The 23,928-nt window shown below is 71.8% G+C and carries 22 protein-coding genes and 1 pseudogene; 11 read left to right on the top strand and 12 right to left on the bottom strand.

Annotation, left to right across the window (positions count from 1 at the left end):
• Positions 1 to 29: 29 nt before the first annotated feature.
• Both MB828_RS16880 and MB828_RS16875 read right to left on the bottom strand, forming a co-directional pair.
• Positions 30 to 2,708: an alpha-L-rhamnosidase gene (locus MB828_RS16880; RefSeq protein ID WP_301648902.1), complete on the bottom strand. Its 2,679-nt coding sequence runs from the start codon at positions 2,706 to 2,708 to the stop codon at positions 30 to 32.
• Between the two features lie 42 nt (positions 2,709 to 2,750).
• On the bottom strand, positions 2,751 to 4,271 hold the full coding sequence (locus MB828_RS16875; protein ID WP_301648901.1) for an MFS transporter: 1,521 nt from the start codon (positions 4,269 to 4,271) through the stop codon (positions 2,751 to 2,753).
• A gap of 168 nt (positions 4,272 to 4,439) precedes the next feature.
• Between MB828_RS16875 and MB828_RS16870 the strand changes: the two genes are divergently transcribed.
• On the top strand, positions 4,440 to 5,072 hold the full coding sequence (locus MB828_RS16870; RefSeq protein WP_301648900.1) for a TetR/AcrR family transcriptional regulator: 633 nt from the start codon (positions 4,440 to 4,442) through the stop codon (positions 5,070 to 5,072).
• Positions 5,073 to 5,531: 459 nt separating this feature from the next.
• On the opposite strand, the gene MB828_RS16865 is transcribed toward MB828_RS16870, so the two are convergent.
• Entirely contained in the window at positions 5,532 to 5,942 is a 411-nt protein-coding gene (locus MB828_RS16865; protein ID WP_301648899.1) for a (R)-mandelonitrile lyase, read from the bottom strand.
• 51 nt (positions 5,943 to 5,993) lie between these two features.
• A complete protein-coding gene (locus MB828_RS16860) occupies positions 5,994 to 7,010 on the bottom strand; it encodes a zinc-dependent alcohol dehydrogenase family protein (RefSeq protein ID WP_301648898.1) in 1,017 nt (338 codons plus the stop codon).
• Between the two features lie 212 nt (positions 7,011 to 7,222).
• On the opposite strand from MB828_RS16860, the gene MB828_RS16855 reads away from it, so the two are divergent.
• Positions 7,223 to 8,110 carry a helix-turn-helix transcriptional regulator gene (locus tag MB828_RS16855; protein WP_301648897.1) on the top strand — a complete coding sequence of 296 codons (888 nt, stop codon included), beginning with the start codon at positions 7,223 to 7,225 and terminating at the stop codon, positions 8,108 to 8,110.
• Between the two features lie 40 nt (positions 8,111 to 8,150).
• Here MB828_RS16855 and MB828_RS16850 read toward each other — a convergent pair whose 3' ends face one another.
• Positions 8,151 to 8,858: an HAD family hydrolase gene (locus MB828_RS16850; RefSeq protein WP_301648896.1), complete on the bottom strand. Its 708-nt coding sequence runs from the start codon at positions 8,856 to 8,858 to the stop codon at positions 8,151 to 8,153.
• Entirely contained in the window at positions 8,855 to 9,505 is a 651-nt protein-coding gene (gene ribB, locus MB828_RS16845; RefSeq protein WP_301648895.1) for a 3,4-dihydroxy-2-butanone-4-phosphate synthase, read from the bottom strand. The genes MB828_RS16850 and ribB overlap by 4 nt, the downstream gene beginning before the upstream one ends.
• A 212-nt stretch (positions 9,506 to 9,717) precedes the next feature.
• Here ribB and MB828_RS16840 point away from each other — a divergent pair, with 212 nt between their 5' ends.
• The gene (locus MB828_RS16840; RefSeq protein WP_301648894.1) at positions 9,718 to 9,891 is read left to right on the top strand and encodes a hypothetical protein; all 174 of its coding nucleotides are present in this window, start codon (positions 9,718 to 9,720) and stop codon (positions 9,889 to 9,891) included.
• 19 nt (positions 9,892 to 9,910) lie between these two features.
• Here MB828_RS16840 and phoU read toward each other — a convergent pair whose 3' ends face one another.
• Together phoU and MB828_RS16830 are read right to left on the bottom strand one after the other, a co-directional pair.
• Positions 9,911 to 10,588 (bottom strand): phosphate signaling complex protein PhoU, encoded by a 678-nt coding sequence (gene phoU, locus MB828_RS16835; RefSeq protein WP_301648957.1) that lies wholly within the window; start codon positions 10,586 to 10,588, stop codon positions 9,911 to 9,913.
• 341 nt (positions 10,589 to 10,929) lie between these two features.
• A complete protein-coding gene (locus MB828_RS16830; protein ID WP_301648893.1) occupies positions 10,930 to 11,307 on the bottom strand; it encodes an STAS domain-containing protein in 378 nt (125 codons plus the stop codon).
• Between the two features lie 158 nt (positions 11,308 to 11,465).
• Between MB828_RS16830 and MB828_RS16825 the strand changes: the two genes are divergently transcribed.
• Both MB828_RS16825 and MB828_RS16820 read left to right on the top strand, forming a co-directional pair.
• Entirely contained in the window at positions 11,466 to 11,930 is a 465-nt protein-coding gene (locus tag MB828_RS16825) for an ATP-binding protein (protein ID WP_301648892.1), read from the top strand.
• A gap of 118 nt (positions 11,931 to 12,048) precedes the next feature.
• Entirely contained in the window at positions 12,049 to 13,035 is a 987-nt protein-coding gene (locus MB828_RS16820; RefSeq protein WP_301648891.1) for an L-threonylcarbamoyladenylate synthase, read from the top strand.
• A gap of 266 nt (positions 13,036 to 13,301) precedes the next feature.
• Here MB828_RS16820 and MB828_RS16815 read toward each other — a convergent pair whose 3' ends face one another.
• Both MB828_RS16815 and MB828_RS16810 read right to left on the bottom strand, forming a co-directional pair.
• Entirely contained in the window at positions 13,302 to 13,943 is a 642-nt protein-coding gene (locus MB828_RS16815; protein ID WP_301648890.1) for a carbonic anhydrase, read from the bottom strand.
• Between the two features lie 275 nt (positions 13,944 to 14,218).
• The gene (locus tag MB828_RS16810; RefSeq protein WP_301648889.1) at positions 14,219 to 15,298 is read right to left on the bottom strand and encodes a carboxylate-amine ligase; all 1,080 of its coding nucleotides are present in this window, start codon (positions 15,296 to 15,298) and stop codon (positions 14,219 to 14,221) included.
• A 327-nt stretch (positions 15,299 to 15,625) separates the two neighbouring features.
• Here MB828_RS16810 and MB828_RS16805 point away from each other — a divergent pair, with 327 nt between their 5' ends.
• The 3 genes from MB828_RS16805 (at position 15,626) to MB828_RS16795 (ending at position 17,891) form a co-directional block, all read left to right on the top strand.
• Positions 15,626 to 16,582, top strand: a complete 957-nt coding sequence (locus tag MB828_RS16805; RefSeq protein WP_301648888.1) for a redoxin family protein — start codon at positions 15,626 to 15,628, stop codon at positions 16,580 to 16,582.
• A 176-nt stretch (positions 16,583 to 16,758) separates the two neighbouring features.
• Positions 16,759 to 17,352: a DUF4291 domain-containing protein gene (locus MB828_RS16800; RefSeq protein WP_301648887.1), complete on the top strand. Its 594-nt coding sequence runs from the start codon at positions 16,759 to 16,761 to the stop codon at positions 17,350 to 17,352.
• Between the two features lie 179 nt (positions 17,353 to 17,531).
• The gene (locus MB828_RS16795; protein WP_301648886.1) at positions 17,532 to 17,891 is read left to right on the top strand and encodes a rodlin; all 360 of its coding nucleotides are present in this window, start codon (positions 17,532 to 17,534) and stop codon (positions 17,889 to 17,891) included.
• 192 nt (positions 17,892 to 18,083) lie between these two features.
• Here MB828_RS16795 and MB828_RS16790 read toward each other — a convergent pair whose 3' ends face one another.
• On the bottom strand, positions 18,084 to 18,233 hold the full coding sequence (locus MB828_RS16790; protein WP_301648885.1) for a hypothetical protein: 150 nt from the start codon (positions 18,231 to 18,233) through the stop codon (positions 18,084 to 18,086).
• Between the two features lie 91 nt (positions 18,234 to 18,324).
• On the opposite strand from MB828_RS16790, the pseudogene MB828_RS16785 reads away from it, so the two are divergent.
• From MB828_RS16785 to MB828_RS16775, 3 genes and pseudogenes are all read left to right on the top strand, one after another.
• Positions 18,325 to 18,843, top strand: a pseudogene (locus tag MB828_RS16785) (GlxA family transcriptional regulator); the annotation flags it as partial.
• Positions 18,844 to 19,104: 261 nt separating this feature from the next.
• Entirely contained in the window at positions 19,105 to 19,836 is a 732-nt protein-coding gene (locus tag MB828_RS16780) for an ABC transporter ATP-binding protein (RefSeq protein WP_301648884.1), read from the top strand.
• Between the two features lie 147 nt (positions 19,837 to 19,983).
• Positions 19,984 to 20,985 carry an ABC transporter ATP-binding protein gene (locus tag MB828_RS16775; RefSeq protein WP_430381393.1) on the top strand — a complete coding sequence of 334 codons (1,002 nt, stop codon included), beginning with the start codon at positions 19,984 to 19,986 and terminating at the stop codon, positions 20,983 to 20,985.
• 66 nt (positions 20,986 to 21,051) lie between these two features.
• On the opposite strand, the gene MB828_RS16770 is transcribed toward MB828_RS16775, so the two are convergent.
• Positions 21,052 to 23,886, bottom strand: coding sequence for a hypothetical protein (locus MB828_RS16770; protein WP_301648883.1), 2,835 nt, complete (start codon positions 23,884 to 23,886; stop codon positions 21,052 to 21,054).
• Positions 23,887 to 23,928 lie beyond the last annotated feature (42 nt).

Here is a 23,928-nt window from a genome sequence, read left to right as displayed (position 1 = left end):
AGGCGCGCACACTGCCGCATACGCATCCGTCAGGTGTGCTCATGGCACATGTCGATCGTGTAGGTGTGTGTGCCCGGTCCGGCGGTCGCGGATTCGGTTCCCGGGAGGCGGATCTGCGCCTCGGTACCCGGAGGGATCAGTACCGTGAGGCTGAACTCCCCGTCGTGGAGGCGCCATTCGCTCGTGATGCGGCCGTGCGGCGATTCGAGGCGAGCGGATGCGGAGCTGAGGCCGCCGCCCGGCTGCGGGGCGATGACGAAACGCCGGTATCCGGCTTCGCCCGCGGCGGGGGCGGCGGGCAGGCGGATGCCCGCGACGTACTGGTGGAGGAAGGAGACGACGGAACCCTTGCTGTAGTGGTTGTAGGACATCTTGGGACGCCCCTCGTCATCGGTTCCCTCCCAGTCCTCCCAGATGGTGGTCGCCCCTTTGTCGATCATGGTCAGCCAGGAGGGTGCGGTGTCTTGGAGCAGCAGTTCGTAGGCGAGGTCGAGCAGGCCGGCCTCGGCGAGGACGGGGAGCAGCAGGCCGGTGCTGAGGAAGCCGGTGGACAGGTGGGTGCCGGCGGCGCGGATCAGGGCGGCGAGCCGGTCGGCGGCGCGGGCCCGCAGCGGGGCCGGGATCAGGTCGAAGGCCAGCGCGCGTACCAGGGTGGCCTGGGTGTCGGGGGTGACGGTGCCGTCGTCGGCGAGGTACTCGCGCTGCCATGCGCGCCGGGCGCCCTCGGCGATCCGGCGGTAGCGGACCTCGTCGGCCGGGTGCCCGAGCAGGGCGGCGGTGCGGGCGAGCAGGCCGGCCGAACGGTGCAGGTAGGCGGTGGCCACGGCGCCGTGGTCGCGCGTGGGATCGAGGTCCGGGACGACACCCGGCTCCAGCCATTCACCGAAGTGGAAACCCGTGTCCCACAAGTACTCCTCGTGCGGGGCCGGCCGGTGTCGCGCGGCCGCCCGGTCGGGGTGGCGGCGGGTGCGGGCCTGGTGGGCGGCGAGGTCGACCCAGGCGCACATGGAGGGGTACTGGACGCGCAGGAGGTCCAGGTCGCCGTAGGCGCGCCACATCTCCCAGGGGACGATGACGGCGGCGTCGCCCCAGCCGGCCGAGCCGTTCATGCCGCCTTCCGCGGAGGCGCGGCGGGCCTGCTCGTCGGCGGGGTCGGGTACGAAGTTGGGGACGGTGCCGTCGGCCCACTGGTCGGCCGCCAGGTCGCGCAGCCACTTGGCGGTGAAGCCGGCGACGTCGTAGAGGTAGGCGGCCGTGGGCACGAAGACCTGCCAGTCACCTGTCCACGCGGCGCGCTCGCGCTGGGGGCAGTCCGTGGGTACGTCGCACACGTTGCCGCGCAGGCTCCACACGGCGGCCTCGTGGAGGCGGTTGAGCCGTTCGTCGCTGCTGGTGAACCAGCCGGTGCGGGTCAGGTCGGTGTGTACGACGACGCCACGGACGTCGTCGGGGGTGAGCCGGCCGGGGTGGCCCTCGACGCGGACGTAGCGGAAGCCGTGGGTGGTGTGGCGCGGCTCGAACACCTCGCCGGGCCGGCCCGCCGAGACGACCGTGTCGATCTGCCCGGCGGGCAGGGGGCGACGGGTGGCCCAGTCGAACGCGCGGATGTTGTCGGTGGTCACGTCGCCCTGGGCGTCCAGGGCTTCGCCGTGGACGAGGGTGAGGCGGGTGCCGGCGGGGCCGAGGTTCGTCAGCCGTACCCAGCCGTTGATGTTCTGTCCCAGGTCCACCACATGGCGGCCGGCCCCGAGTGAGGTCACCGCGACAGGTGTGAGTTCCTCGACCCGGCGGACGGGCGGGGCGAGAGGACCGGTCAGGCGCGTGAAGTCGTCGTAGAGCCCGCCGACGGCGACCTGTGCCTTGCCCCAGTCGCGGTCGTCGAAGGCGGCCGTCGCCCAGCGCGGGGCGTGCAGGCGCAGATCGGTGGTCTGGCCGTCCATGAGGTCGGCGGCGGTGATGGCGCCCGGGGTGCCGCGCCAGGCGGGGCCGGTGCCCAGGACGGTCGTGGTGCCGTCGTGGTGCGTGATCGTCAGTTGGGCGAGGAGCCCGGTACGGGAGCCGAAGCCGTCCGCCTCGCGGGCGAAGCCGTGCCGGCCGCGGAACCAGCCGTCGGACAGGATCGCCCCGACGGCGTTGTCACCGTGGACCAGCAGGTCCGTGACGTCGTACGCCTGGACCTGGAGGCGGGAGCGGTAGGCGGTGAAGCCCGGGGTGAGTTCCATGTCCCCGATACGCCGGCCGTTGAGGAACGCCTCGTACACCCCGTGGGCGGTGGCGTGCAGCCGTGCCTCGCGGACGGGCTTGGCGAGGCTGAAGGTGTGTCGCAGCAGGTGGGCGGGCCGGTGGCCGGCGGCGCCGGGTTCGGTCTCCGCCGGTTCGATCCAGAGTGCCTGCCAGTCCTGCGGCTCGAGGAGGCCGGTCTCCCACCAGGACTCCTCGGACCAGGGGCTTTCACCGAGGTCGGTCCACACCTTCACCCGCCAGGGCACCCGGACGGCCGAGCCGGGCACCGGACCGCCGTAGGGGATGCCGGTGTTGTCCTGGGACTCCACCCGGCCCGTGTCCCAGTCCCCGGCCTCGATGCGGTACGCGAGTTGTACGCGGGCATCGTGCGGAAGTCTCCACGACAGGCGCGGGCGTCGGGTGTGGATGCCCAGGGGCCGGTCGAGGTGTTCGACGCGCAGGTGGCTGGGGCGGGGGTGGGGCACGGGTGTTCCTCTCGGACGGGTGTGGGGGTGTGGGTGGGTGTCTCAGGCGGTCCGGGCGGCGGGGGAGGGGGTGCCGAGGTCGTGTGCGGCGGTGTCCGCAGGGCGGCCGAGCCGGGGGATGGCCAGCGAGATCAGCAGGCCGAGGACGACGACGGCGGCCATGGTGAGGTAGGCGTGGGTGAAGGCGGCGTCGTGGTAGAAGGCGGTCCCGTCGAACACCGTGGAGTCCGCCGCCAGGACGGTGTACAGGGCCTGGTTGGTGAGCGCGAGGAAGACCTGGGTGAGCAGCGACGACAGGCCGTTGGCGGCGGCCTGCTCCTCGGCGGAGACCACCGACACGATCATGGCCTGCTGACCGGCCATCAGGATGCCGCCGCCCAGTCCCATGACGAGACCGGTCAGGACGATCTGGGCGGCGTCGTGGTGGTAGTAGCCGGCCAGGACGAGCCCGGTGGCGAGGACGGCCAGTCCTACGTACCAGACACTGCGCGGGCTGACCGTCCGCACCGCCCTGCCGACGCCGACGCCGGCGGCGAAGGTGATGATTCCGGCGGGGATGCCGATCACGGCGTTGTGCGTGGTCGACCAGCCGAGACCGTCGGAGACGTGCGGGATCGGCGGGAAGAGTGCCAGGAAGATCAGGATCGCCTGCGAGGCGTAGAAGGCCGCCTGGGGCACGGAGGACCCGAGCAGCACGGTGGCCAGCGACCGACGCCTCAGCATGCGCAGGTCCAGGATCGGGTTCGTCACCCGCAGCTCCACGGTGACGAAGACGGCCAGCGCGGTCAGGCCGGCGAGCAGGGAGGCGATGACCGCGGCCGAGGTCCAGCCCCAGTCACGGCCCTGGCCGACGGCGAAGACCACCAGGGCGAGTCCGCCGCCCAGGAGCAGCGCACCGGTCCGGTCGAGCCGTTCGGCCACGGCTCGCCGCGGTGTCTCGGGCACGGCGAGCAGCGCCAGGATCGCCACGACGGTGGAGGCGACCAGGAACCACAGGGCGCCGCGCCAGCCGAACGCGTCCAGCAGCCAGCCGGACAGCAACGGGGCGAGCATGCTGAGCACACCGACCGAGCCGGCGACCGTACCCAGCGCCATGGCGACCTTGCGGGGCGGGAACAGATCGCGGACGGCGGCCAGGACGAGGACCGCGACGGGACCGTAGAGGCCGCCGATCACGCGGCCGAGGACCATCACCGGATAGTTCGGGGCGGCCACCGTGATGATGTCGCCGACGAGTCCGGCCGCCGCGAGAGCGAGCATCACCCTGCGCTTGCCGTACATGTCACCCAGGCGTACCGCGAACGGCGTGGCGACGATCGTGGCCAGCGTGAAGGACAGGCTGAACCAGGCGATCTGCGTGGTGTGGAAGTGCTGGGCGATCTGCGGCTGGGAGTTCGCGGCGATGATCCCGGCCACCACGAGCAGCTGTCCGGGCCAGATCAGGGCGGTCAGCCGCCGCAGTTCCGAAGCGCTCCAGCGTGCGGTTCCGGCGTCGTCGGTCAGGCGGGGGTCACCAGGGTCGGCGGGCGGGGAAAGCGGCGCCGGGTCCTGCGAAAGGCTCATGCGGAGGCTCCCAGGAAGGTCGGCGCATCGTTACGCCGAGGTTTCGACCGATGATGCGAAGTGAAAACCGAGTACGCTAGGTTTTCGGAGAGTGACTCATGTCACAGCGGGAGTCGTGGCGGGTACCGCCCGGTCCTCCCGCGCCCGGCGGTGACTACGGTGAACCCCATGACCAGCAGCACCCAGGGCCGGCGAGGCAGCTACGCGGTCGGTATCGCCCGACGGCAGAAGATCGTGGAGGCGGCCGCCCGGCGGTTCGCCCTCGACGGCTACCAGCGCACCGCGCTGACCCGCGTCGCGGAGGACGTCGGCATCACCGAGGGCGGTCTGCTGCACCACTTCCGCAGCAAGAAGCACCTGCTGCTCGCCGTGATGGAGCATCGCTTCACCGCCGAGGCCGCGTGGTGGTCCCGGCTCCCCGACGACGCGGACGGGCGCGACATCCTGCGGGCCATGGTGGCGGCCACCGAGCGCCACCTGAGGGAGCCCGGACTCATCGAGCTGTTCGTCCTGACCTCGGCCGAGGCCGCCGATCCCGCGAGCGCGGCGCACACGCTCTTCGCGGAGCGCTACCAGAGCGCCGTCGACGAACTCGCCCGGAAACTGGCAGCCGCGATGGATCTCGGCACGGTACGCGCGGACACCGACTGCCCCGCGGTGGCCCGCGAGTGCATCGCCGTCAGCGACGGCCTCCAGCTGCAGTGGGTGATCTCCGGCGGCACGCTGGACCTGGCCGAAGCCGTCCGCCTGCACGCCGACCGCCTCGCACGCACACTCCTGCCCGACGGCAACGGACTCTGACCGGCACGCCGCAAAGCGGGTACCGGCCCCCGCCCCTGCACGTCCTTCCTGCACGCCCCTACCGGCGCGGCGTGCTGGACATCAGGACGGCGGCGGCCCGGGCGAGCCACAACCGTCCCTGGCGCAGGGCACACACCTCGGCCCTGACCGACGTCTTCGCTTGCCGGCGCGTGGCGGCGAGGAACCGGCCGGCGAACACGGCCGCGAGGGCGGCGAGGAGGGCCAGGGCCGGAAAGGGCCGCGCCAGCCGGTGTACCGGCCGACGAGGGAGCCGATCGGTACGCCGACGGCGTTGGCCAGGGTCGGACCGCCCATCATGACGCCCACGGCCCGGGTGGCCCGGGAGGGGCCTGCGGCGGCGGTGAGGACGACGAACCCGACCGCTCAGAACGTCCGCGGCTTTGCTCAGGGCCGGTGGCGCGCGTGATGACGGCTGCGTGGCGGCCCGTTCCTTCTCGTTCAGGCGGTGGCCGGGCCGGCGGTGTACTCCTCGTCGGTGACGGGGGCGAGCCAGTGCACGACGTCGTGATCGTCGTCGCCCTCGTTGATGGCCAGGTGGACCATCAGCCGGTTCGGGGCGGCGCCGTGCCAGTGCTCCTCGTCGGCCTCGAACAGGACGCGGTCGCCGGGCCTGATGACCTCGACCTGCCCGCCGCGGCGCTGGCACAGACCGACGCCCTCGGTGACGAAGACGGTCTGCCCCAGCGGATGCCGGTGCCAGTGGGTGCGGGCGCCGGGCATGAAGTGCACCAGGTTCGCGGTGACCCGGGACGGGGCGGGGGCGGCGGCGACGGCGTCGATGTAGACGTCGCCGGTGAACCAGTCGGCCGGTCCCTTGACGGTGTCGATCGAACTGCGGGTGATCTGCATGGATTTCCTTCGGACTGGGGCAACCGGGGCAACTGGGGCGACTGGGGCTTGTCAGGGCTTGAGGAGGGTCTTCACGGCGCGGCGCTCGTCCATCGCCTTGTAGCCCTCGGCGACCTGGTCGAGGGGCAGGGTGAGGTCGAAGACCCTGCCCGGGTCGATCCGGCGGTCGAGGACGCGGTCGATCAGGTCGGGGAGGTAGCGCCGTACGGGGGCGGGGCCGCCGCGCAGACCGACGTGGGAGAAGAACAGCTCCTGCCCGTCGACCGCGACGTCGTGGGGGACGCCGACGAAGCCGACGCTGCCGCCGGGGCGTGCCGAGTGCAGGGCCTGGCGTATCGCCTCGGCCGTGCCGACGCACTCCAGGACGCTGTCGGCGCCGATCCCGCCGGTCAGCCCCTTGATCCGCTCGATACCCTCGTCGCCGCGCTCGGTGACGATGTCGGTGGCGCCGAACTCCAGCGCCAGCTTCTGCCGGCTCTCGTGCCGGGACATGGCGATGATCCGCTGCGCGCCCATCTCCTTCGCCGCGATCACGGCGCACAGGCCCACCGCGCCGTCGCCGACGACCACGGCCGTCGAGCCAGGCCTGACCTCGGCGGCCTCGGCGGCCCACCAGCCGGTGCCCATGACGTCGGACACGGCCAGCAGACCCGGCCAGAACTCCTCGCCGGGCACCTCGTCGGTGGCGACCAGGGTGCCCTGGGCGTTGGGGATGCGCACGTACTCGGCCTGGCAGGTCGACATGAACTCGCGGTGCAGGCAGTTCGACTGGAAGCCGTTGGCGCAGTTCGCGCAGGTGTTGTCGGAGGTGGCGAAGGAGCCGACGACGAACTGGCCCGGCCGCACCGAGGTGACCTCGGGGCCGACCTCCTCCACGAAGCCGACGTACTCGTGGCCCATCGGGTGCGGGTCGCCGATCGGCTCGGCACCGCGGTAGGGCCACAGGTCCGAGCCGCACACACAGGTCACGGCCGTCCGGATGACCGCGTCGGTCGGGTGGAGGATCTCGGGGTCGGCCACGGTCTCGAAACGGACGTCGCCGGGAGCGTGGATCACTGCGCCGCGCATGAGAGGGGTTCCTTTGCGTACCGGGGCGTGTGGCCGCCGGATGACCGGGACCGCCGCCGTGTGCAGAGCGGGGTGCACGCCTGTCGTGCCGGGACAGGCGGAAAGCACCACGTCATCCAGGTAACCCGCTCCCACCGCACGCAGCGAGACACCGTCAAGGGGTGTACTGCCAGTACACCCCTGTGGACGCGGGCAGGACGTACCGTCGAAGCGTGGACAACCAGGCAGAGGTACGCGAGTTCCTGACCTCGCGGCGCGCGAAGATCAACCCCGAACAGGCGGGACTGCCCGCAGGCAGCCGCAGACGGGTGCCCGGCCTGCGCCGCAGCGAGGTCGCCGCGCTCGCCGATGTGAGCGTGGAGTACTACGCCAAGCTGGAGCGCGGGAACCTCGCCGGAGCCTCCCCGGCCGTCCTCGAAGCCGTCGCCCGCGCCCTCCACCTCGACGACGCCGAACGCGCCCACCTCCTGAACCTGGCGCAGGCCGCCGACGGCTCCGACGCCCTCACGCGGCCCCGCCGCCGCACCACCCGGGCCTGGACCGCCCACCGGAGCCTGCAATGGGTCCTGGACGCCGTCACCACCGGCCCGGCCTTCGTCCGCAACGGCCGTATGGACCTGCTCGCCACCAACCAGCTCGCCCGCGCCTTCTACGACGACCTCTACGCCTCGGCCGGCAACCAGGCCAACCTGGCGCGCTTCCAGTTCCTCGACCCCGTCTCGCGCCGCTTCTACCCGGACTGGGACCTGGCCGCCGACATGGCCGTGGCCATCCTGCGCACCGAAGCCGGGCGCAACCCCCACGACAAGGACCTCCACGACCTGGTCGGCGAGCTGTCCACCCGCAGCGACGACTTCCGCACGCGCTGGGGCGCCCACGACGTCCGCCACCACGGCACCGGCACCAAGCGCTTCCACCACCACGCCATCGGCGACCTGACGCTCGCCTACGAGGGCCTGGAGATGGCCGCCGAACCCGGCCTCACGCTCACCGTCTACACCGCGGAACCCGGCTCGGCCTCCGAGGAGGGACTGCGCCTGCTCTCCTCCTGGGCGGCCACCGCGGAGTCCGAGCGCCCCTCCCGCCAGCGGGCCGACTGACCACCGGGCTCAGCGCCGACGCCCCGGACCCGCTGCCTGGTCACGGAACGCGGCGGAGGGCCCCTTCGGAGGCCCGCGCCGCCAGGTCGGGCCTGAGCATGCGGACCAGAACGGGACGAGCGTGGACCGCGCTGCGAGCGTGAGCCGTGGGCAAGTCGGCGACCTCGGCGGGCAGTTCCGTGCCGTTGCGCGGAACGGCGAGGACGCGCAGGCCGGCGGTGACCGCCGAGCGGATGCCACTGGGGGAGTCCTCGACGGCCAGGCACTCGGAGGGCGGTACGCCGAGTTCGTACGCCGCGCGCACATAGGCGTCGGGCGCGGGCTTGGCCCGGGTGACGTCCTCGCCGCACACGACGGTGTGCAGCCGGGCTGAGAGACCGAGCCGGTCGAGTGCCGCGTGGACGAAACGGCGGGGGCTCGCGGTGGCGACGCCGGTCAGCCCGTGCCGTGCGGCTTCGAGGACCAGGTCCACCGCACCGGGGAGCGCGCGTACGTGTCCGGCGTCGACTTCGCCGATCATCGCGTCGGTGCACGCTTCGATCACCTCGTCGGGTCCCGTCGCGTCGGCGCACAGGGCAGCCACGTAGGCGGCCCAGGCGCCGTTGCCGTGCAGCGCGAGGGTGTCCTCGGTGCGCCAGCGGTGCCCGTGGCGGGCCGCGAACGCGGCGCAGACCTTCGGCCACAGGTGCTGGGTGTCGAGGAGGGTGTCGTCGAGATCGAAGATCGTCGCCCGGGCCGCCACCGTCACGAAGTCACCGGCTGCGCGTGGCGCAGCCCGTCGGCGATCTGCTCGATGGAGACGAGCGCGACGCTGTGCGTGTCAGCGAAGGCACGCAGCTGCTCGAAGCGGGCGACGGAGCCGTCGTCCTGGCAGACCTCGCTGATCACCCCGACCGGGCTCAGGCCGGCCAGCCGCAACAGGTCGACGGTGGCCTCGGTGTGCCCGCGCCGTTCGGCGATCCCGCCCGGGCGGGCCCGCAGCGGGAACACGTGCCCGGGGCGCGTCAACCGGTCGGGACGGGTGTGCGGATCGGCCAGCGCCCGTACGGTGCTCGCCCGGTCCGCGGCGGAGATCCCCGAGCCGGTGCCGACCGCGTCCACGGACACGGTGAACGCGGTCGCCCCGACCGGGTCGGTGCCCGCGAGGGGCGGGACCATCAGCGGCAGCTGAAGCCGGTCGGCCACCTCCGGCGCCAACGGCGCGCAGATCAGGCCGCTGGTCCAGCGCACGAAGAAGCCGATCGCCTCGGGAGTGGCGAACTCAGCCGCCATGACCAGGTCCCCCTCGTTCTCCCGGTCCTCGTCGTCGACCACGATGACCGGCCGCCCGGCCCGCAGGTCATCGACGGCAAGTGCGAGCGAGTCCAGCGTCCGCCGCACCGATGCTGACGTCACAGTGTCCAGCCCTTCCCCGAAGGATCTTCCACGGAGGACATCGGTCACCGGCCGGACGGACTTGAGCCCGCAGCACCCCGACAGCGCAACGCGAACAGACCGAACGGTGGCGCCGCACGGGCCGGGGTGACAAGCTGCCCAGCCGCTTCTGGTAGGTGATCTTGGGTTTGGGGAAGGCCTCGGGCTGTCACGACCGGGGCCGGGCTCTCGCCGTGGCCGTCCCCGTCCTGCTGCTGACCGGCTATGTCCTGCCTGTCTCGTGCAGGATCGGCCCGCTCGTCACGTCCACCGCCACGGCCGTCCTGGTGGTCACCGTGTACGCCGTACCCGGTCTGGTCCGCCGCCTGGCGTTCCGTCGGCTGCTGCGCGGCCTGCCTGGAGCGTGAGCACCCGGGCCCGCTGTGGTCAGGTGGTCGTCGTGGGTGGGGAGGTGGCGGGGTCCTCGGCGTGTTCGCCGGTGACCAGGAAGACCATGCGGCGGGCGACGGAGACGGCGTGGTCGGCGAAGCGTTCGTAGTAGCGGCCGAGCAGGGTGACGTCGACCGCGGTCTCCACTCCGTGGTGCCAGCGGTCGTCCATCAGGTGCTGGAATATCCCGCGGTGCAACTCGTCGATCCGGTCGTCGTCCTGCTCCATCTGGAGCGTGGCGTCCAGGTCGCGGGTGACGAGGACGTCGGCGGTCTGCGCCATCAGGCGCTGGGCGAGCTGGCTCATCTCCAGGACGGTGCTGCGCAGGTCCTGCGGTACGGCCTTTCCGGGATAGCGCAGCCGGGCCAGTTTGGCCACGTGCTGGGCCAGGACCGAGCAGCGTTCCAGGTCCGCGCTCATCCGCAGCGAGGTGACCACCACCCGCAGGTCGGTGGCGACCGGCTGCTGGCGCGCCAGGACCTCGACCGCCCGGTCGTCCAGGTCGCGCTGCAAAAGCTCGACCTCGGCGTGCGCGGAGATCACGCTTTCCGCGAGCTGGAGATCGGCGTCCAGCAGGGCGCTGGTGGCCCGGCCCAGGGCCGAACCGACCCGGTTCGCCATGTCCACCAGGCCCTCGCCGATCGAGTCCAGCTCCTCGTGGTAGGCGTCCCGCATGCCGGCCCCGCTCCCGTTGTCCGCCCCGTCCACCAGACTTCCACACCTCCCGTGAGCAGCAACCTCAGCAGGCTGGGCGGGCGTAGGCTCGAAGTGCGGAGGTCACAGGGAACGTGATGTGTCACTGGGGTTCTTGGCCGCGACTTCGCCCAAGCCGCGAGCTCTGGGTCAAGGGCCCGGATCTTCGCGGGTGAGCCCGGCCGGCTACGCGCAGGCCGGGCTCGTCCGCGGCGCAAGCAGCCCCGGGCCGGCGCAAGCAGCCCTGAGCCGTCGCCGTCCGGCAGCCCAGGCTGGCATGTTCTGCCCGGTGCTTTGCCCGCACGGCGTACCCGGGTGGGTGGTCAGCTGGTGAGTGCCTGGCTGAGGGTTTCGTGGCAGCCGATGATGGCGTCGATGCCGACGATGCTGATGGTGCGCATCACGGGTGCGGTGGGTGCGGCCAGGCGGAGCCAGCCACCGGCTTCGCTGAGGGTGCGGTGGGCGGCGATGAGGATGTTGATGCCGCTGGAGTCCATGAAGGTGACCTGGCTCAGGTCCGCCACGGTGCGCGGGCCGGGGGTGGCGGGCGTGTCGAGGGCCTGGCGGAGTGTGTCACCGGTGTGGTGGTCGATTTCTCCCGCCAGGGTGAGGACACGGATCCCGTCGGTGGTGGTGATCGTGACCGACAGCCCGCCGGGCTGCCCGCTGTGTTCGGTGTCCGTCGTATTGTCGGCTGGCATGCGGGTGATCCTGGCATAGTCCCGCCTCGGCCCGCAGCCCGCGGATCGTGGTAGGAGCGGTGTGCTGGTGTGCTGCATCCAACACAAGGGTGAGGTGTGCCATGGGGATCCGCGGGTAAGCGCGACAAGTTGTGACGGGGAAGCGAATGGTGGCCGTGATGGAACCGGGTCCGGGGGCGGAAGAGGATGCGGCGCGGGGAGAAGGGGACATCCGCACCGGTGTGGCCCTCGAGGGTGACGGGGCGTGCATCGCTCGGGCTCGCCACCTGGCCGCGGAGTTCCTGGCCGTCCGTGTCCGCGACGGTCACGGCTTGTTCGTCTCCCAGCGCGCCATGGACCTGACCCAGCTGGTGGTCAGCGAACTGGTCACCAACGCCCTCAAATACGCTCCCGGCCCGCTGCTGATGACCCTGTGCATCGTCGACGGCACGGTCGAGGTCGAGGTGTGGGACTCCGATCCGGTCCTGCCGAGCGCACGGGCCGCGGACGCCGGCCGGATCGGCCAGCACGGCCTGGAGATCGTGAAGGCCGTCGCCCAGCACCTGAAGGCGCAGGCCGAGCCGGTCGGCAAACGCATCACCGCCCGCATCGCCCTCGCGGACGGCCCCGGCAACGCCACCTGAGGAACACAGCCGTCAGCGCCTCGCGGCGACACGACGCCTCAAGAGGAGGTCCCGCTCCCCGAACCGCGGGCAGCGCTGGGATCGCTCATGGTCGTCGGCGCTCTCCGGTGCTCCTAGGATGGCGAGGGTGACAGCAGGAACCAGTGACATCGAGAAGGCGGCCGGTGTGCTGCGCGACGGCGGCCTGGTGGCCCTCCCGACCGAGACCGTCTACGGTCTGGGCGCCAACGCCGAGGATCCCGCCGCCGTCGCGCGCATCTTCCAGGTCAAGGGGCGCCCGCCCTCCCACCCGCTGATCGTCCACATCGGCGGCGCGGAGCAGCTGGACGACTGGGTTCAGGACGTGCCCGCCACGGCCCGCCTACTGGCCGAACACTTCTGGCCCGGGCCGCTCACGCTGGTCCTGCGGCGCGGTTCCCGCGTGCCTCTCGAAGCGACCGGCGGCCTCGACACGGTTGCCGTGCGTGTGCCGGACCACCCCGTCGCGCTCGCGCTGCTGGCGGCCTTCGGCGGCGGTGTCACGGCCCCGTCCGCCAACCGTTTCGGCCAGGTCAGTCCGACCACGGCGAACGACGTCCGGGACGAGCTCGGCGACGCCGTCGACTTCGTGCTGGACGGCGGCCCCTGCCAGGTCGGCGTCGAGTCCACCATCGTCGACGTCACCGGCGAGGCCCCGAGCATCCTGCGGCCCGGCGGTGTGACGCGCGAGGACCTCGAAGCGGTGCTGGGGTTCCCGCTCGCGGTCCCCTCGACCAGCCGCATCCGGGTGCCCGGCCAGCATCCGTCGCACTACGCGCCGCGTGCGCGGGTCGTCCTGGTGGAGCCGGAGAAGGTCATCGCCGAAGCGGAGCGCGCTCAGGAGCTGGGACACCGGGTGGGTGTCTTCGTGCCCGCCCCCTTCGCCGGCGCCCCGGTGAAGGCGCACACCGTGGTGGCGGTGCCTGCCTCGATGGACGCCTACGCGCGCGGGCTGTACGGGTTCCTGCGTGAACTCGACCAGCGGGGGTGCGATCTCATCGTCGCGTCCGTGCCGGCACAGGAAGGGCTGGGACTGGCGATCGCCAACCGGCTCCGCCGCGCCGCGGGGCCCCGGCCCACCATGTGACCAGCACCTTCGCCGCTCCCTTACTTCACCTGGAGACGGGACCTGGAGACGCGACCAGGAGACGGGCACCTGGAGACGGGATCCTGGAGACGCGGCCGGGCGGATGCGTGACGGATTCGGCGGAGCGCTCAGCGCGCAGCGCCCAACGCTCAGGCAGGCCGGGCGAAGCCCGTGCCGCCAGTCGTCGGTGATGACCTGTTCCCCGTCCCAGGCACACGAGGATCCCGCGAGACAGCCACGCTGACCGCCCGGCCGCGGCCGGGCGGTCAGGAAGCGGCGGGGACCGCCACGTCGAGGCCGCGGGAGGCGACGACCTGTGCACTGCCGTCGGCCAGGCGGTAGCACAGGCCCACCACCGCGGCCTGCCCGGCGGCGACCTTCTCGGCGAGGGCCCGGGAGCGGTCCAGGAGCAGGTCGACGGTGTGCCTTATGTGCTCCGCGAGGATCTCCTCGGGCTCGACGTGTCCGGCGGCCCGCGCGGACAGCACGCTCGGGGTGACCCGCTCGACGACGTCCCGGACGTATCCGGACGGTGTCATGCCGTCCTCCAGCGCCGCGCACGCGGCGGCGACCGCACCGCACGAGTCGTGACCGAGGACCACGACCAGCGGGCAGCCCAGGATGTCCACGCCGTACTCGATACTGCCCAGCACCTCCGAGCCCACGACGTGGCCCGCGGTGCGCACCACGAACAGATCGCCCAGGCCGCGGTCGAAGATGATCTCGGCGGCCAGCCGGGAGTCGGAGCACCCGAACAGCACGGCGAAGGGCTGCTGGGAGGGAGCGATCTCGGCACGGCGCGTGGCGTCCTGGTTGGGGTGCTCAGGGGAGCCCGCGACGAAGCGCTGGTTACCGGCGAGCAGCAGCTCGAAGGCGTCGCGGGGCGTCGGGGTCTGGATCTCGGTCATGCCCGCAGCTTAGGGCGCGGCACCAGCCGTCGCACCGCCTGGTCCCGCCGGCGCTCGTCGCGTCGGGCGGGGCCGACGGCTTGAGCCGCGCTGCGAGGCGCTTGGCGAGGGCCGCCCAGACGCGGACCTCACCGCGCGGCGGTGCTGCGTTCGTCGGCCACGGTCAGTTGGGCGAGCGCGTCTGGGACAGGGAGGGCGATGGTCCCGCCCGGCGCGAAGGCGGGCGTGAAGGCGGGCCCGGGCCGCTGGCGCGGACTGGCGGGAGTCGCCGGCGGTCAGACGGTCTGCCGGATGAGGTGGTCGACGACGTCATGGTGACTGTGTCGGTGGCGGTAGGCGGCTCGTTGGCGGTCGGCCCCGTTGCCTTGTCCGGCCAGGCGTTGGCGGACGGTGTCGGCGATGTCGAGGTCGTCGGAGGGCAGGGCGGGTAACGCGGTGTTCCAGAGCTGCTCGAGGAGGAGGCCGGCGGGCTGGAGCCGGCCGGAGGGCAGGTCGATGCTCTGGCCTTTCACACCGTCACGTGCGGCGCGCCAGCATGCGGCGCGCAGCATTTCCGTTTCCGGTCTCGGCCCGTGTCGTCCGTCGTGTACGGCGGTGAGGGCTGCGGTGGTGAGGCCTTTGACGGCGGCGGCCATCAGAAGGGTGTCGTCGGGGGTGGGGGCGGCGTCGGTGACGCGGATTTCCAGGGTCGGGACGTGGTGGGAGGGGCGGATGTCCCAGTACACGCTGGCGCGGTCCAGGAGGGTGCGGCTGCTGATGAGCCGGCCGACGAGATCCTCGTAGTGGGCGGCGGACTCGAAGTAGGGCGGGGGCCCGGCCACGGGCCAGCGCTGCCAGGTCAGGGTACGCCAGCTGTCGTAGCCGGTGTCCTGGCCCTGCCAGAAGGGCGAGTTGCCGCTCAAGGCGATCAGTGCGGGCAGGTGGGGACGCAGGTGGTTGCTGACGGCCAGAGCGGTGTCGAGGTCGGGGATCTCCACGTGGATGTGGCAGGCGCACACGGTCTGCTCGTGGTCCAGTGCGCGGAAGGTGGCCAGGCTCTGCGCATAACGCTGTCCGGCTGAGAGTGGCGGGGGAGTGTGCTGGCCCAGCACGGGCGTGCCGCTGGAGATGATGCGCAGTCCCAGGCGTGCGGCGGCGCGTGCGACGGCGTGCCGGGCATGGCGGACGTCCTCGCCGAGGCCGGCGAGGCTGGTGTGGGGTTCGGTGCGGACCTCGATCTGGTAGCGGGTCAGTTCGGTGGTGACCCGCTGGCCGAGTTCGCCGGCTGCTTCGGTGACGACCTTGTCCGCCCGGGTGCTGAGCTGGCGGGAGACCGGGTCCACCAGCAGGTACTCCTCCTCGACCCCCACCCGCACGACGGGCGTACCACGGTCAGGGGAGGACGGAGCGTCAGCCGTCGGTGAAGGTGCGGGGGAGGATGTCCACGTCTCACTCTTCATGCCCACCAGTCTGTCACTCAAAGTAACCACGCCGGGGTCATTGGCTGGAAAGCGGCACCGTCTATAAGCCCCAGCGCCGCCTCCTGCCGCGTCCAAGACCGGCTGTTCCCGCCACCTGATCAGGTGGGCCGGTGCCGTGAGCCGCACCGTTGACCTTCCCCTGAGCCCGCGCAACGGGGCATGCGCGCCGCGGCTTGACCCTACCCTCAAGGGCAGGGTTTAGCGTTCTTCGAGGTGAGCGGCATGCAGATCAGCGAACTGGCCCGGCAGGCGGGCGTGACGACGAAAGCGGTGCGCTACTACGAATCGCTGGGCTTGCTCACGCCCGCGCGGCTGGCCAACGGCTACCGCGACTACGACGAACACGACCTACGACTCACGCGGGAGATCCGGGCCCTGAGCAGTCTTGGCATTCCTGTTGAACGTACCCGCCCGTTCCTGGAGTGCCTGGCAGCCGGCCATCGATACGGCGACGACTGTCCGGCCTCACTGGCCGGTTACCGGGACGCGATCGACGAGCTGACCCGGCGGATCGAGGGTCTCACCGCCCGTCGGGCGGCACTGGTCGCACACCTGCAACAAGCCGCCCACCGCGGCAGCCGCGTCTCGCCGGCCGACGAAGGAGAGGACCTGATGACCGACTACACGAGCCTGCCCGCCGACCTGCCCGTCCCCGAGGACGACGGCGCAGCTGCTCATCTGCCCGGCAGGAAGGTGCCGCACCTGGAACTGCACGCGACCGGCGGCGATGCCGTCCGTCTCGACGCGCTCGGTGCGGGCCGCACGGTGATCTACATCTACCCGCTCACCGGACGCCCTGGCGTCGACCTGCCCGATGGCTGGGACTCGATCCCCGGCGCGCGCGGCTGCACGCCCGAGGCATGCGGCTTCCGCGATCACTACCAGGATCTCCTCGCCGCCGGAGCGGACGGCGTGTTCGGTCTGTCCAGCCAGGCGACCGAGTACCAGGGTGAGGTCGTCGAGCGGCTCCACCTGCCGTTCCAGATGCTCTCCGACCCCGCACGGAGCCTGGCACGGGAACTCAGCCTGCCCACGTTCGAGACCAGCGGGCTGACGCTCTACAAACGGCTGACCCTGATCATCCGCGACGGCGTGATCGAGCATGCCTTCTATCCGGTCTTCCCCCCGAACGAACACGCCGACCAGATCCTGACCTGGCTCCGGGACAACCCGCTGTAGAGACGGCAGTTCAGCGCGATTGAGAGATGGTCAGCCAAGGTCACCCGCCGGGATGAGGCACCCCCAGCGCGAGTTATCGGCACGACAGTCGCGCCCGGCCACTACCGCAGGCTTGATGGCCTCACGCCGCGGTAATTCGATGGCGCGTGCGAAACAGTGTGCCCACTCTGGTCAACGTGGCAGAACCCAAATATCAGATTCGAGCCGTCCACACGGACTCCACAGTCACCGTCTACCAGGCATACGCCCCGGAGATCGGCCTGCCGGCCGCCCGGGACGGCCGTTTCCCGGCAGTGTGGAAGCGGGATCGGATGACGTGGATCAAGCCGTCGTTCCTGTGGATGATGTACCGCTGCGGGTGGGGCACCAAAGAAGGGCAGGAGACCGTCCTCGCGGTCGAGATCTCCCGGGAAGGCTTCGAATGGGCACTGGAACACGCCTGCCTGTCCCACTACGAGCATGGGCTTCACGCCGACCGCGCCACGTGGAAGCGTCAGTTGAAGCAGGCTCCGGCCCGAGTGCAATGGGACCCCGAACGCGACCTGCACCTTCAGCCGCTCACCCACCGGTCGCTCCAGATGGGGCTCGCCGGCGAAGCCGCACGTCTCTACGCCGATGAGTGGACCGCCTCCATCACCGACGTCACATCGCTCGCCCACGCGATCCACGAGCACGTACAGGACGGAGACCTGGACACCGCACGGCAACTCCTACCCCGTGAACGCCCCTACCTCGTGAACGAAGGGACTCTGGCTCACCTGCACCAGTGAACCGATCTGCCGAGTCGTGACGCCGCGTGAGCTGGGGAATCTGCGGGGCATCGGCGGTGCGATGGAGACGGTGCCCGTGGTCACGAATGTCCGTGGCTCCGGGGTCCTCCGGCCCACCGATCGGGTGATGTCGAGGAGTTTGGGAGGAACTGGCTCTCCAGCCCGGGCAGGAACAGAGCATGAAAAAGATGATCGTCACAACAGTGCTCGCAGTCGGCTTGCTCGGGCTCGCTCCTCAGGCGATGGCCAGTGACAACGACAGTGGAACGACGAGTCTCAGCGGCGACAACGCCCAGACGGCGGTCGGCAACTTCAAGACCGATGGGGCCCTGAGCCCTCAGACGGCCCTGGTCCAGGGCTCGCTGAACAACATCTGTGCCGGCGTGCCGGTCAAGGTCGACGCCGCTTCCCTCGTCGGAGTCGTGCCGGTTTCCGTGCTCCAGGACGTGCCGATCCTGTCGGCGCCGCAGAACCAGCAGTGCACCGAGAACTCGACGCAGGCGAAGGGCGACGAGCCGCTGTCGCACCTCTTGGGCTAGATCCCGGTCCTGTCCGGCGGCGACGCGGCAGACCACTGACCGCTGCGGCCACCGACCTTGGAAGGTCAGAGGCCCCTTCGGTCGGCAGGCCGTCCCCCGATCGTCGCCGGGCAGTACCGTCATTTCCCAGCGAACTCTTGCCGCCGTCGAACCCACGGCTGCCGGCGCCGACAAGGGCGTTCACCGTCGAGGTCAGCTGCCCACGGGGTAGCGGCTGGTGATCGCGACGCGGTTGAAGGCGTTCATCACCGTTGCCAGCCAGGCGATGGCCGAGATCTGGTCCCCGGTGAGTACGGCCGCGGCGGCGTTGAAGTCCTCGTCGCTGACGTGACCGTCCGGCACGCGTGTGACCGCTTCGGTCAGGCGGAGGGATGAAACGTGTGACTCGCCCTCGCGGCGGGCGTCGGATCGGGCGGGGCGCGGCCTTCGCCGCACCACCTACACCTCGGCGGGCGTTACCGCCGGCATCGACCTGGCACTGGCACTCGTCGAGGAGGATCACGGCCCTGATCTGACCCGCGACGTGGCCCGCGCGCTGGTGGTCTATTTGCAGCGTTCGGGCGGCCAGTCACAGTTCTCCGCGCCGCTGCAGGGACCGCCGCCCCGATCTCCGGCCGTTCGTAGAATCACCGACGTGATCACGGCGAATCCGGGGGGAAACCACTCGCTCGGCGAACTCGCCAAACACCTCAATGTGAGCCCCCGGCATCTCTCGCGGCTCTTTCGCGAAGAGCTGTCCACCACGCCGGCCCGGTATGTGGAGACGATCCGGTTCGACATGGCGAAATCTCTGCTCGACCAGGGGCATACCGCGACGCAGACGGCATACCTTGCCGGATTCCCGAACTACGAGAGCATGCGGAGAGTGTTCGTGCGGGAATTGTCCCTCAGCCCCGCCGCCTATCAGCGTCGCTTCAGCACAGCGCACCGAGCCGACGAGGGGCGGACGTAAGACAAGAGGGAAGACGCGCGGGTGCGGTGCCCGCCCGGTGTCGCATGCCCTGCCGTTGCACCACGGCACACGGCACACGGCACACGGCACACGGCACACGGCACACGGCACACGGCACGCGGCACCACACCGGCCCGGGCTCTCGGCGCCCGCCGGGTGGTGTGCCGGGGGCCGACCTTCCGGCGGCGGGCCGGCTTACCCTACGCTGCGGTTGCAGGACCGCTCCGGCCGAGCCCAGCCGGGGCAGGGCGGGGAGGACACATGCGCGAGCAGCCCAGCGGTAAGGCCGCTGTGGCGGACGTCGAGACGTCGGCCGGCGGGACGGTCGTGGTCGAGGACCTGCGCCGTACGTACGGCAGTGGTGCAACGGCCGTCCACGCCCTGCGCGGTGTCTCGTTCACCGTGCCGCGCGGCGAACTGGTCGCTCTGCGAGGTCGGTCCGGCTCCGGCAAGACCACCGTGCTCAACCTGGTCGGCGGCCTGGACACTCCGGACAGCGGCCGGATCCTCCTGGACGGCACCGACCTGGCAGGGCTCGGCGCCGACGACCTGCTGGCGTTGCGCCGCGATCGCATCGGCTTCGTCTTCCAGTCCTTCGGGCTCATCCCGATTCTGACCGCTGCCGAGAACGTCGGGGTTCCGTTGCGCCTGCGGAAGGTCCCGGCCCGCGAACGCGAAGCCCGCGTCGGTCTTCTGCTTTCCCTCGTCGGCCTCTCCGACCATGCCGGCCAGCGTCCGGGCGAGCTGTCCGGCGGTCAGCAGCAGCGGGTCGCGATCGCCCGGGCCCTCGCCAACGACCCGGCTCTGATCATCGCCGACGAACCCACGGGCCAGCTCGACGCCGACACCGGTCTCACTGTGATGAACCTGCTGCGTGCCGTCGTCCGCAGCGAATCCGTCACCGCACTGGTCGCCACCCACGACACGCAACTCCTTGACCTGGCCGATCGCGTGCTCGAACTCCGGGACGGCCGCATCATCGAGGTCCGCTGACGACGTTGCCCGTCCCCGCGGAGGGAGCCGGGACGTGGGCCGGCGCCTCCGACGGTCGGCGGATCCCGCCCCTCGTAACGCTTTTCGCATTAATCTGGCGACTGTCTGACAGCGTTGTCCGCAGACCTCATCTCAACGGGGGACCGTGTGCCAGTTCAGGAACAGCCGTCCGGGGCACCGGACTTGGACGAGCTGCGCCGGCGGGCCACGGCCGCCGTCCCGGGACGCGAGGCGGGACTGGTCGTGTGCGAGAACCTGGTGCGGATCTACCAGACCGAGGGCGTCGAGGTGCAGGCCCTGCAGGGCCTCGACCTGACCGTGGCCGAGGGGGAGATGATCGCGGTCGTCGGGGCGTCCGGCTCCGGCAAGTCCACCCTGCTGGGCATACTCTCCGGCCAGGACACGCCCACCGCGGGCGCTGCCGAGGTCGCCGGGCACGACCTACTGGCGATGAAGCGCCGCGAACGGCTCGGCTACCGGCGCCGCACGGTGGGCTTCGTCTGGCAGCAGACCGCCCGCAACCTGCTGCCCTACCTCACGGCGGCCGAGAACGTGATGCTTCCGATGACGTACACCGGGATGAGGCGCTCGCGGCGCCGGGCCCGTGCCGAGGAACTGCTCGACCTGCTGTCCGTGGGGCACTGCCGGGACCGCACCCCCGACACGCTCTCCGGCGGCGAGCAGCAGCGGGTCGCGATCGCCGTCGCCAACGCCAACGAGCCGCGGGTGCTGTTCGCCGACGAACCCACCGGCGAACTCGACACCGCCACCAGTGACGAGGTCTTCGCGGCGTTGCGCCGGGCCAACGAGGAGCTGGGGGTCACCGTCGTCGTGGTCACCCATGACGCGCTGGTGTCCGAGCAGGTGCAGCGCACCGTGGGGATCCGCGACGGCCGCACCTCGACCGAGGTGCTGCGCCGGGTCGCCACCGGTGAGGACGGCGTCGAGGTGCTCAGCGCCGAGGAGTACGCGGTGCTGGACGGCAGCGGTCGGCTACAGCTGCCGGGGGAGTTCACCGAGCGCCTGCACCTGCGCAAGCGGGTGCGGCTGGTTCTGGAGAGCGACCACATCGGCGTGTGGCCCGACGAGGCCGCGCGGCGGGCCAGATCCCAAGCGGGGGAGGCGGCCGGCGGCAACACCGAACACTGAAAGGCGCGGGAGCGGGCAGCCGGCGGGGCCCGCGGTGATCGCCCGGCGCCGACCCCCGCCCAGCCGTCAGCCGAGGCGCAGGACGGCTCCCAGTCCGCGCCTGCGGGTCAGGGCGGTCTCGGTGACCGCGGCGGCCAGGATCAGCGCGGTCACACCGGCGACGAGGGCGACGGTCAGCGAATAGTCGGTGCGCAGCGCCGGTTGGCCGGGGCCGCCGGTGAACTGCTGGAGGTCCAGTGTCGCCGCCATGAGCCGCGGTTCGAGCAGGCCGAGCAGTGTGCCGCCCACCGCGGCTGCGGTCGCCAGCGGAAGCAGTTGCAGGAAGTGCAGCGCCCCGGCCTCCCTGCCTCCGAGTCCGAGGGTGCGCAGGAACGAGGTGGTGCGGCTGCGCTCCTGGGAGGTGAGGGTCAGTTCCAGGACGAGCGCGAGCAGGCCCGACAGGGCGGCCAGGAGCGAGCTGACGGTGTAGACCGTGCCGACTCCCTGCGTCAGACCGTCCGTGCGCAGGGCCCGGAGCGTCTCGGAGCGGACCTGGACCTGGGCCGACGGTCCGAGCGCCCTGACCGCCGCCGACCGCAGTGCCGCTGGTTCCGCGGTGGCGGTATCACTGCTCTTCAGGAGCAGGACGGTGCTTCCTGAGGCCTGCCGGGGGATCGGGTGCCCGGCGTCGGCGGTGGTGATCAGGATCGGAGTTCCGGCGGCGATCTGTGCCGTGACCGGCCCGAGGAGAGGGTCGTGCAGTTCTGCGGTGGTGAGGGTGCCGACCGGCTTGAAGGTCACGTCTTGCGGGCGCTGCCCGGCGGGCACGACCGTGGCGGTGAAGCCGCCGGCGCGCTCTCTGCTCCGCAGGTCGGGCGAGAGGAGCGATGGCAGTGGGGTGTGCACGCCGGTTCGGGTTCCCGCCGGTGTGGCCAGCCGGGACAGCAGGGTGCCGGCCAGGGGCGACTTCGGCGCGACGGTCGCCAGTTGCCCGGGATCCACGGTGACCACCGCGACCGGGGAGATCACGGCGCCGTCGGCCTGTCCCGTGAGGTCGAGGGTGTACAGATGCTGGAGGGCGGTCCGTACACCCGGTGTGCCCGCCCCCGGTGCGGAGGTCACGGTCCCGGCCACGGTCGCGCTCGCGTCGGCGCCGGTGCTCCAGGCCGCCCCCGTGGCCAGACCGTCGTCGATCGTACGGTGCACCAGGCCGCCGAACACGGCAGTTCCCAGAGTCAGGACCAGGACGAACAGGGCGAGCCCGGTCGCCGGGGCGTCGTGGGCGGCACGGGCCGCCCCCACGAAGGCGACCGCTCCCCGTCCGCGCCGGGTCCCCCGCAGCACGCGCCGCAGTACGAGCGGGTAGATCCGCAGCAGCAGGAGTACGACGGTCAGGGCCACCAGCACCGGCACCGCGCCCAGAATGCCGTCAGGACCCTGGGAGCGCAGCGCGACCACGCCCGCCGCCGTCGTGATCAGCACCGTCAGTTCCAGGACCACACGCCGGCCCGCGGCCAGGTTCCGGCGGGAGCGCCGCAGCCGGCCGGGTCTCCGTGGCTCACGGACCGCGAGCCAGGTCAGCAGCGGCACCGTCAGCGCCACCACCGCGGTGGCGAGGGCGGCGGGCGCGGGGTGCGGCGATCCGGTCGTGCCGGTGGGAGCGAGGGCCGTTCCGGCCGCCCAGCCGAGCAGCGCGGCGATCAGTACCACCGGCCAGGCCACCGCGCATCGCAGCAGCACCAGCCGCGCGGTGGACGCGCCCCGCGCACGCTGCAACCGCAGGTGCGGCTGCCTGCGGCGCAGCAGAAGCCGTACCGCGACGGTGACGGTGGCCAGCGCGACCGCGGCCAGCGCGTCGACGGCGAACGTCGCCAGGTCCCTCGCTTGGCGGTCCTGAGAGGCGAAGGCGGTGAGCAGCGGCGTCAGGGAGTCGGTCACCAGCAGGGGCCCCGTGGCCTGGCCCTCGACGCGGCAGCCGAGGTCGCCGGTGACCGGGTCGGCCCCCTGGCACAGGGCAGCGCTGAGATCGGCGCTGTAATGAGACAACGGCCCGGTCAGCGCGCGGGCCCGGTCCAGGGCCGGCCCGGACAGGTCGGCGCGCAGCTGCCAGGTCACCCGCGGCCCGGCCACACCGGCGCCGGCCAGCAGGTCGGCCGCGTCGAGGCCGACGAGACCATGGACGGCCAGCACCGTGCCGGCGGAGTGCTCGGCCGCGTAGCGGGACGGCTGGTCCAGCGACTCCCGGCCCGACCAGAAGCCGTCGGTCCCGGCCGTCGTGCGGTAGACCCCGCTCACCAGGAGGACCGCACGGGGCGGTGCGTTCTGGACCCCGAGCGTCTTGGCGAACTCAGCGGTCAGGCGGGTGCCGGCCCGGACGCCCAGCGCCCGCGCGGTGGCTTGCGACAACCCGATCTGGGGCGGGGTGCCCAACGGTGTGTGGTCGGCGGGCGCGTGGCCGTCGACGTATCGCAGGTGGGCTCGCGCGACCGGCAGATGACTGACGGTCAGTTGGGCGCTGGTGTTCGCCGGCCCCGGAGGCCGCGGTGAGATCAGCGACGCCTGACCGTACTCGTAGCTGCCGCCGGTGATGCCCACATGCCGCGCGGCCGCTGTGCTGAGCTGCCCGGTGAGAGCGCGGCCGGCGTCGAGAAGATCAGCCGTGTGCAGGGCGGGCGGTACGGTGTCGAAGACCTCGGGTGTGGTGCCTACGCTGATCAAGGGCGCCTTGCTCTGCGCGGCATCGACACGCTGGCGCAGTGCCCGGTCCTCCTGGCCGCCCGCGTAGGCGGGCCCCCAGGCACAGAGCGCCGTCAGCATGAGGACCACCACCGCCAGGCAGGCCAGCAGGGGCAGGTCACCGCGGGTCTCCCGGCGTATCAGGAGCCGCGTCACCGCAGCGCTCGCGCCGAGGGGTCGCGTCACGGCCGCGCCCGCGTCCCGGAGCCGCGTCACCTTCCGCCCTGT

The organism is Streptomyces arenae (assembly GCF_022343545.1).
In the GTDB taxonomy this organism is placed as follows: Bacteria; Actinomycetota; Actinomycetes; order Streptomycetales; family Streptomycetaceae; genus Streptomyces; species Streptomyces humi.
This window is presented reverse-complemented; position numbering and strand designations above follow the sequence as displayed.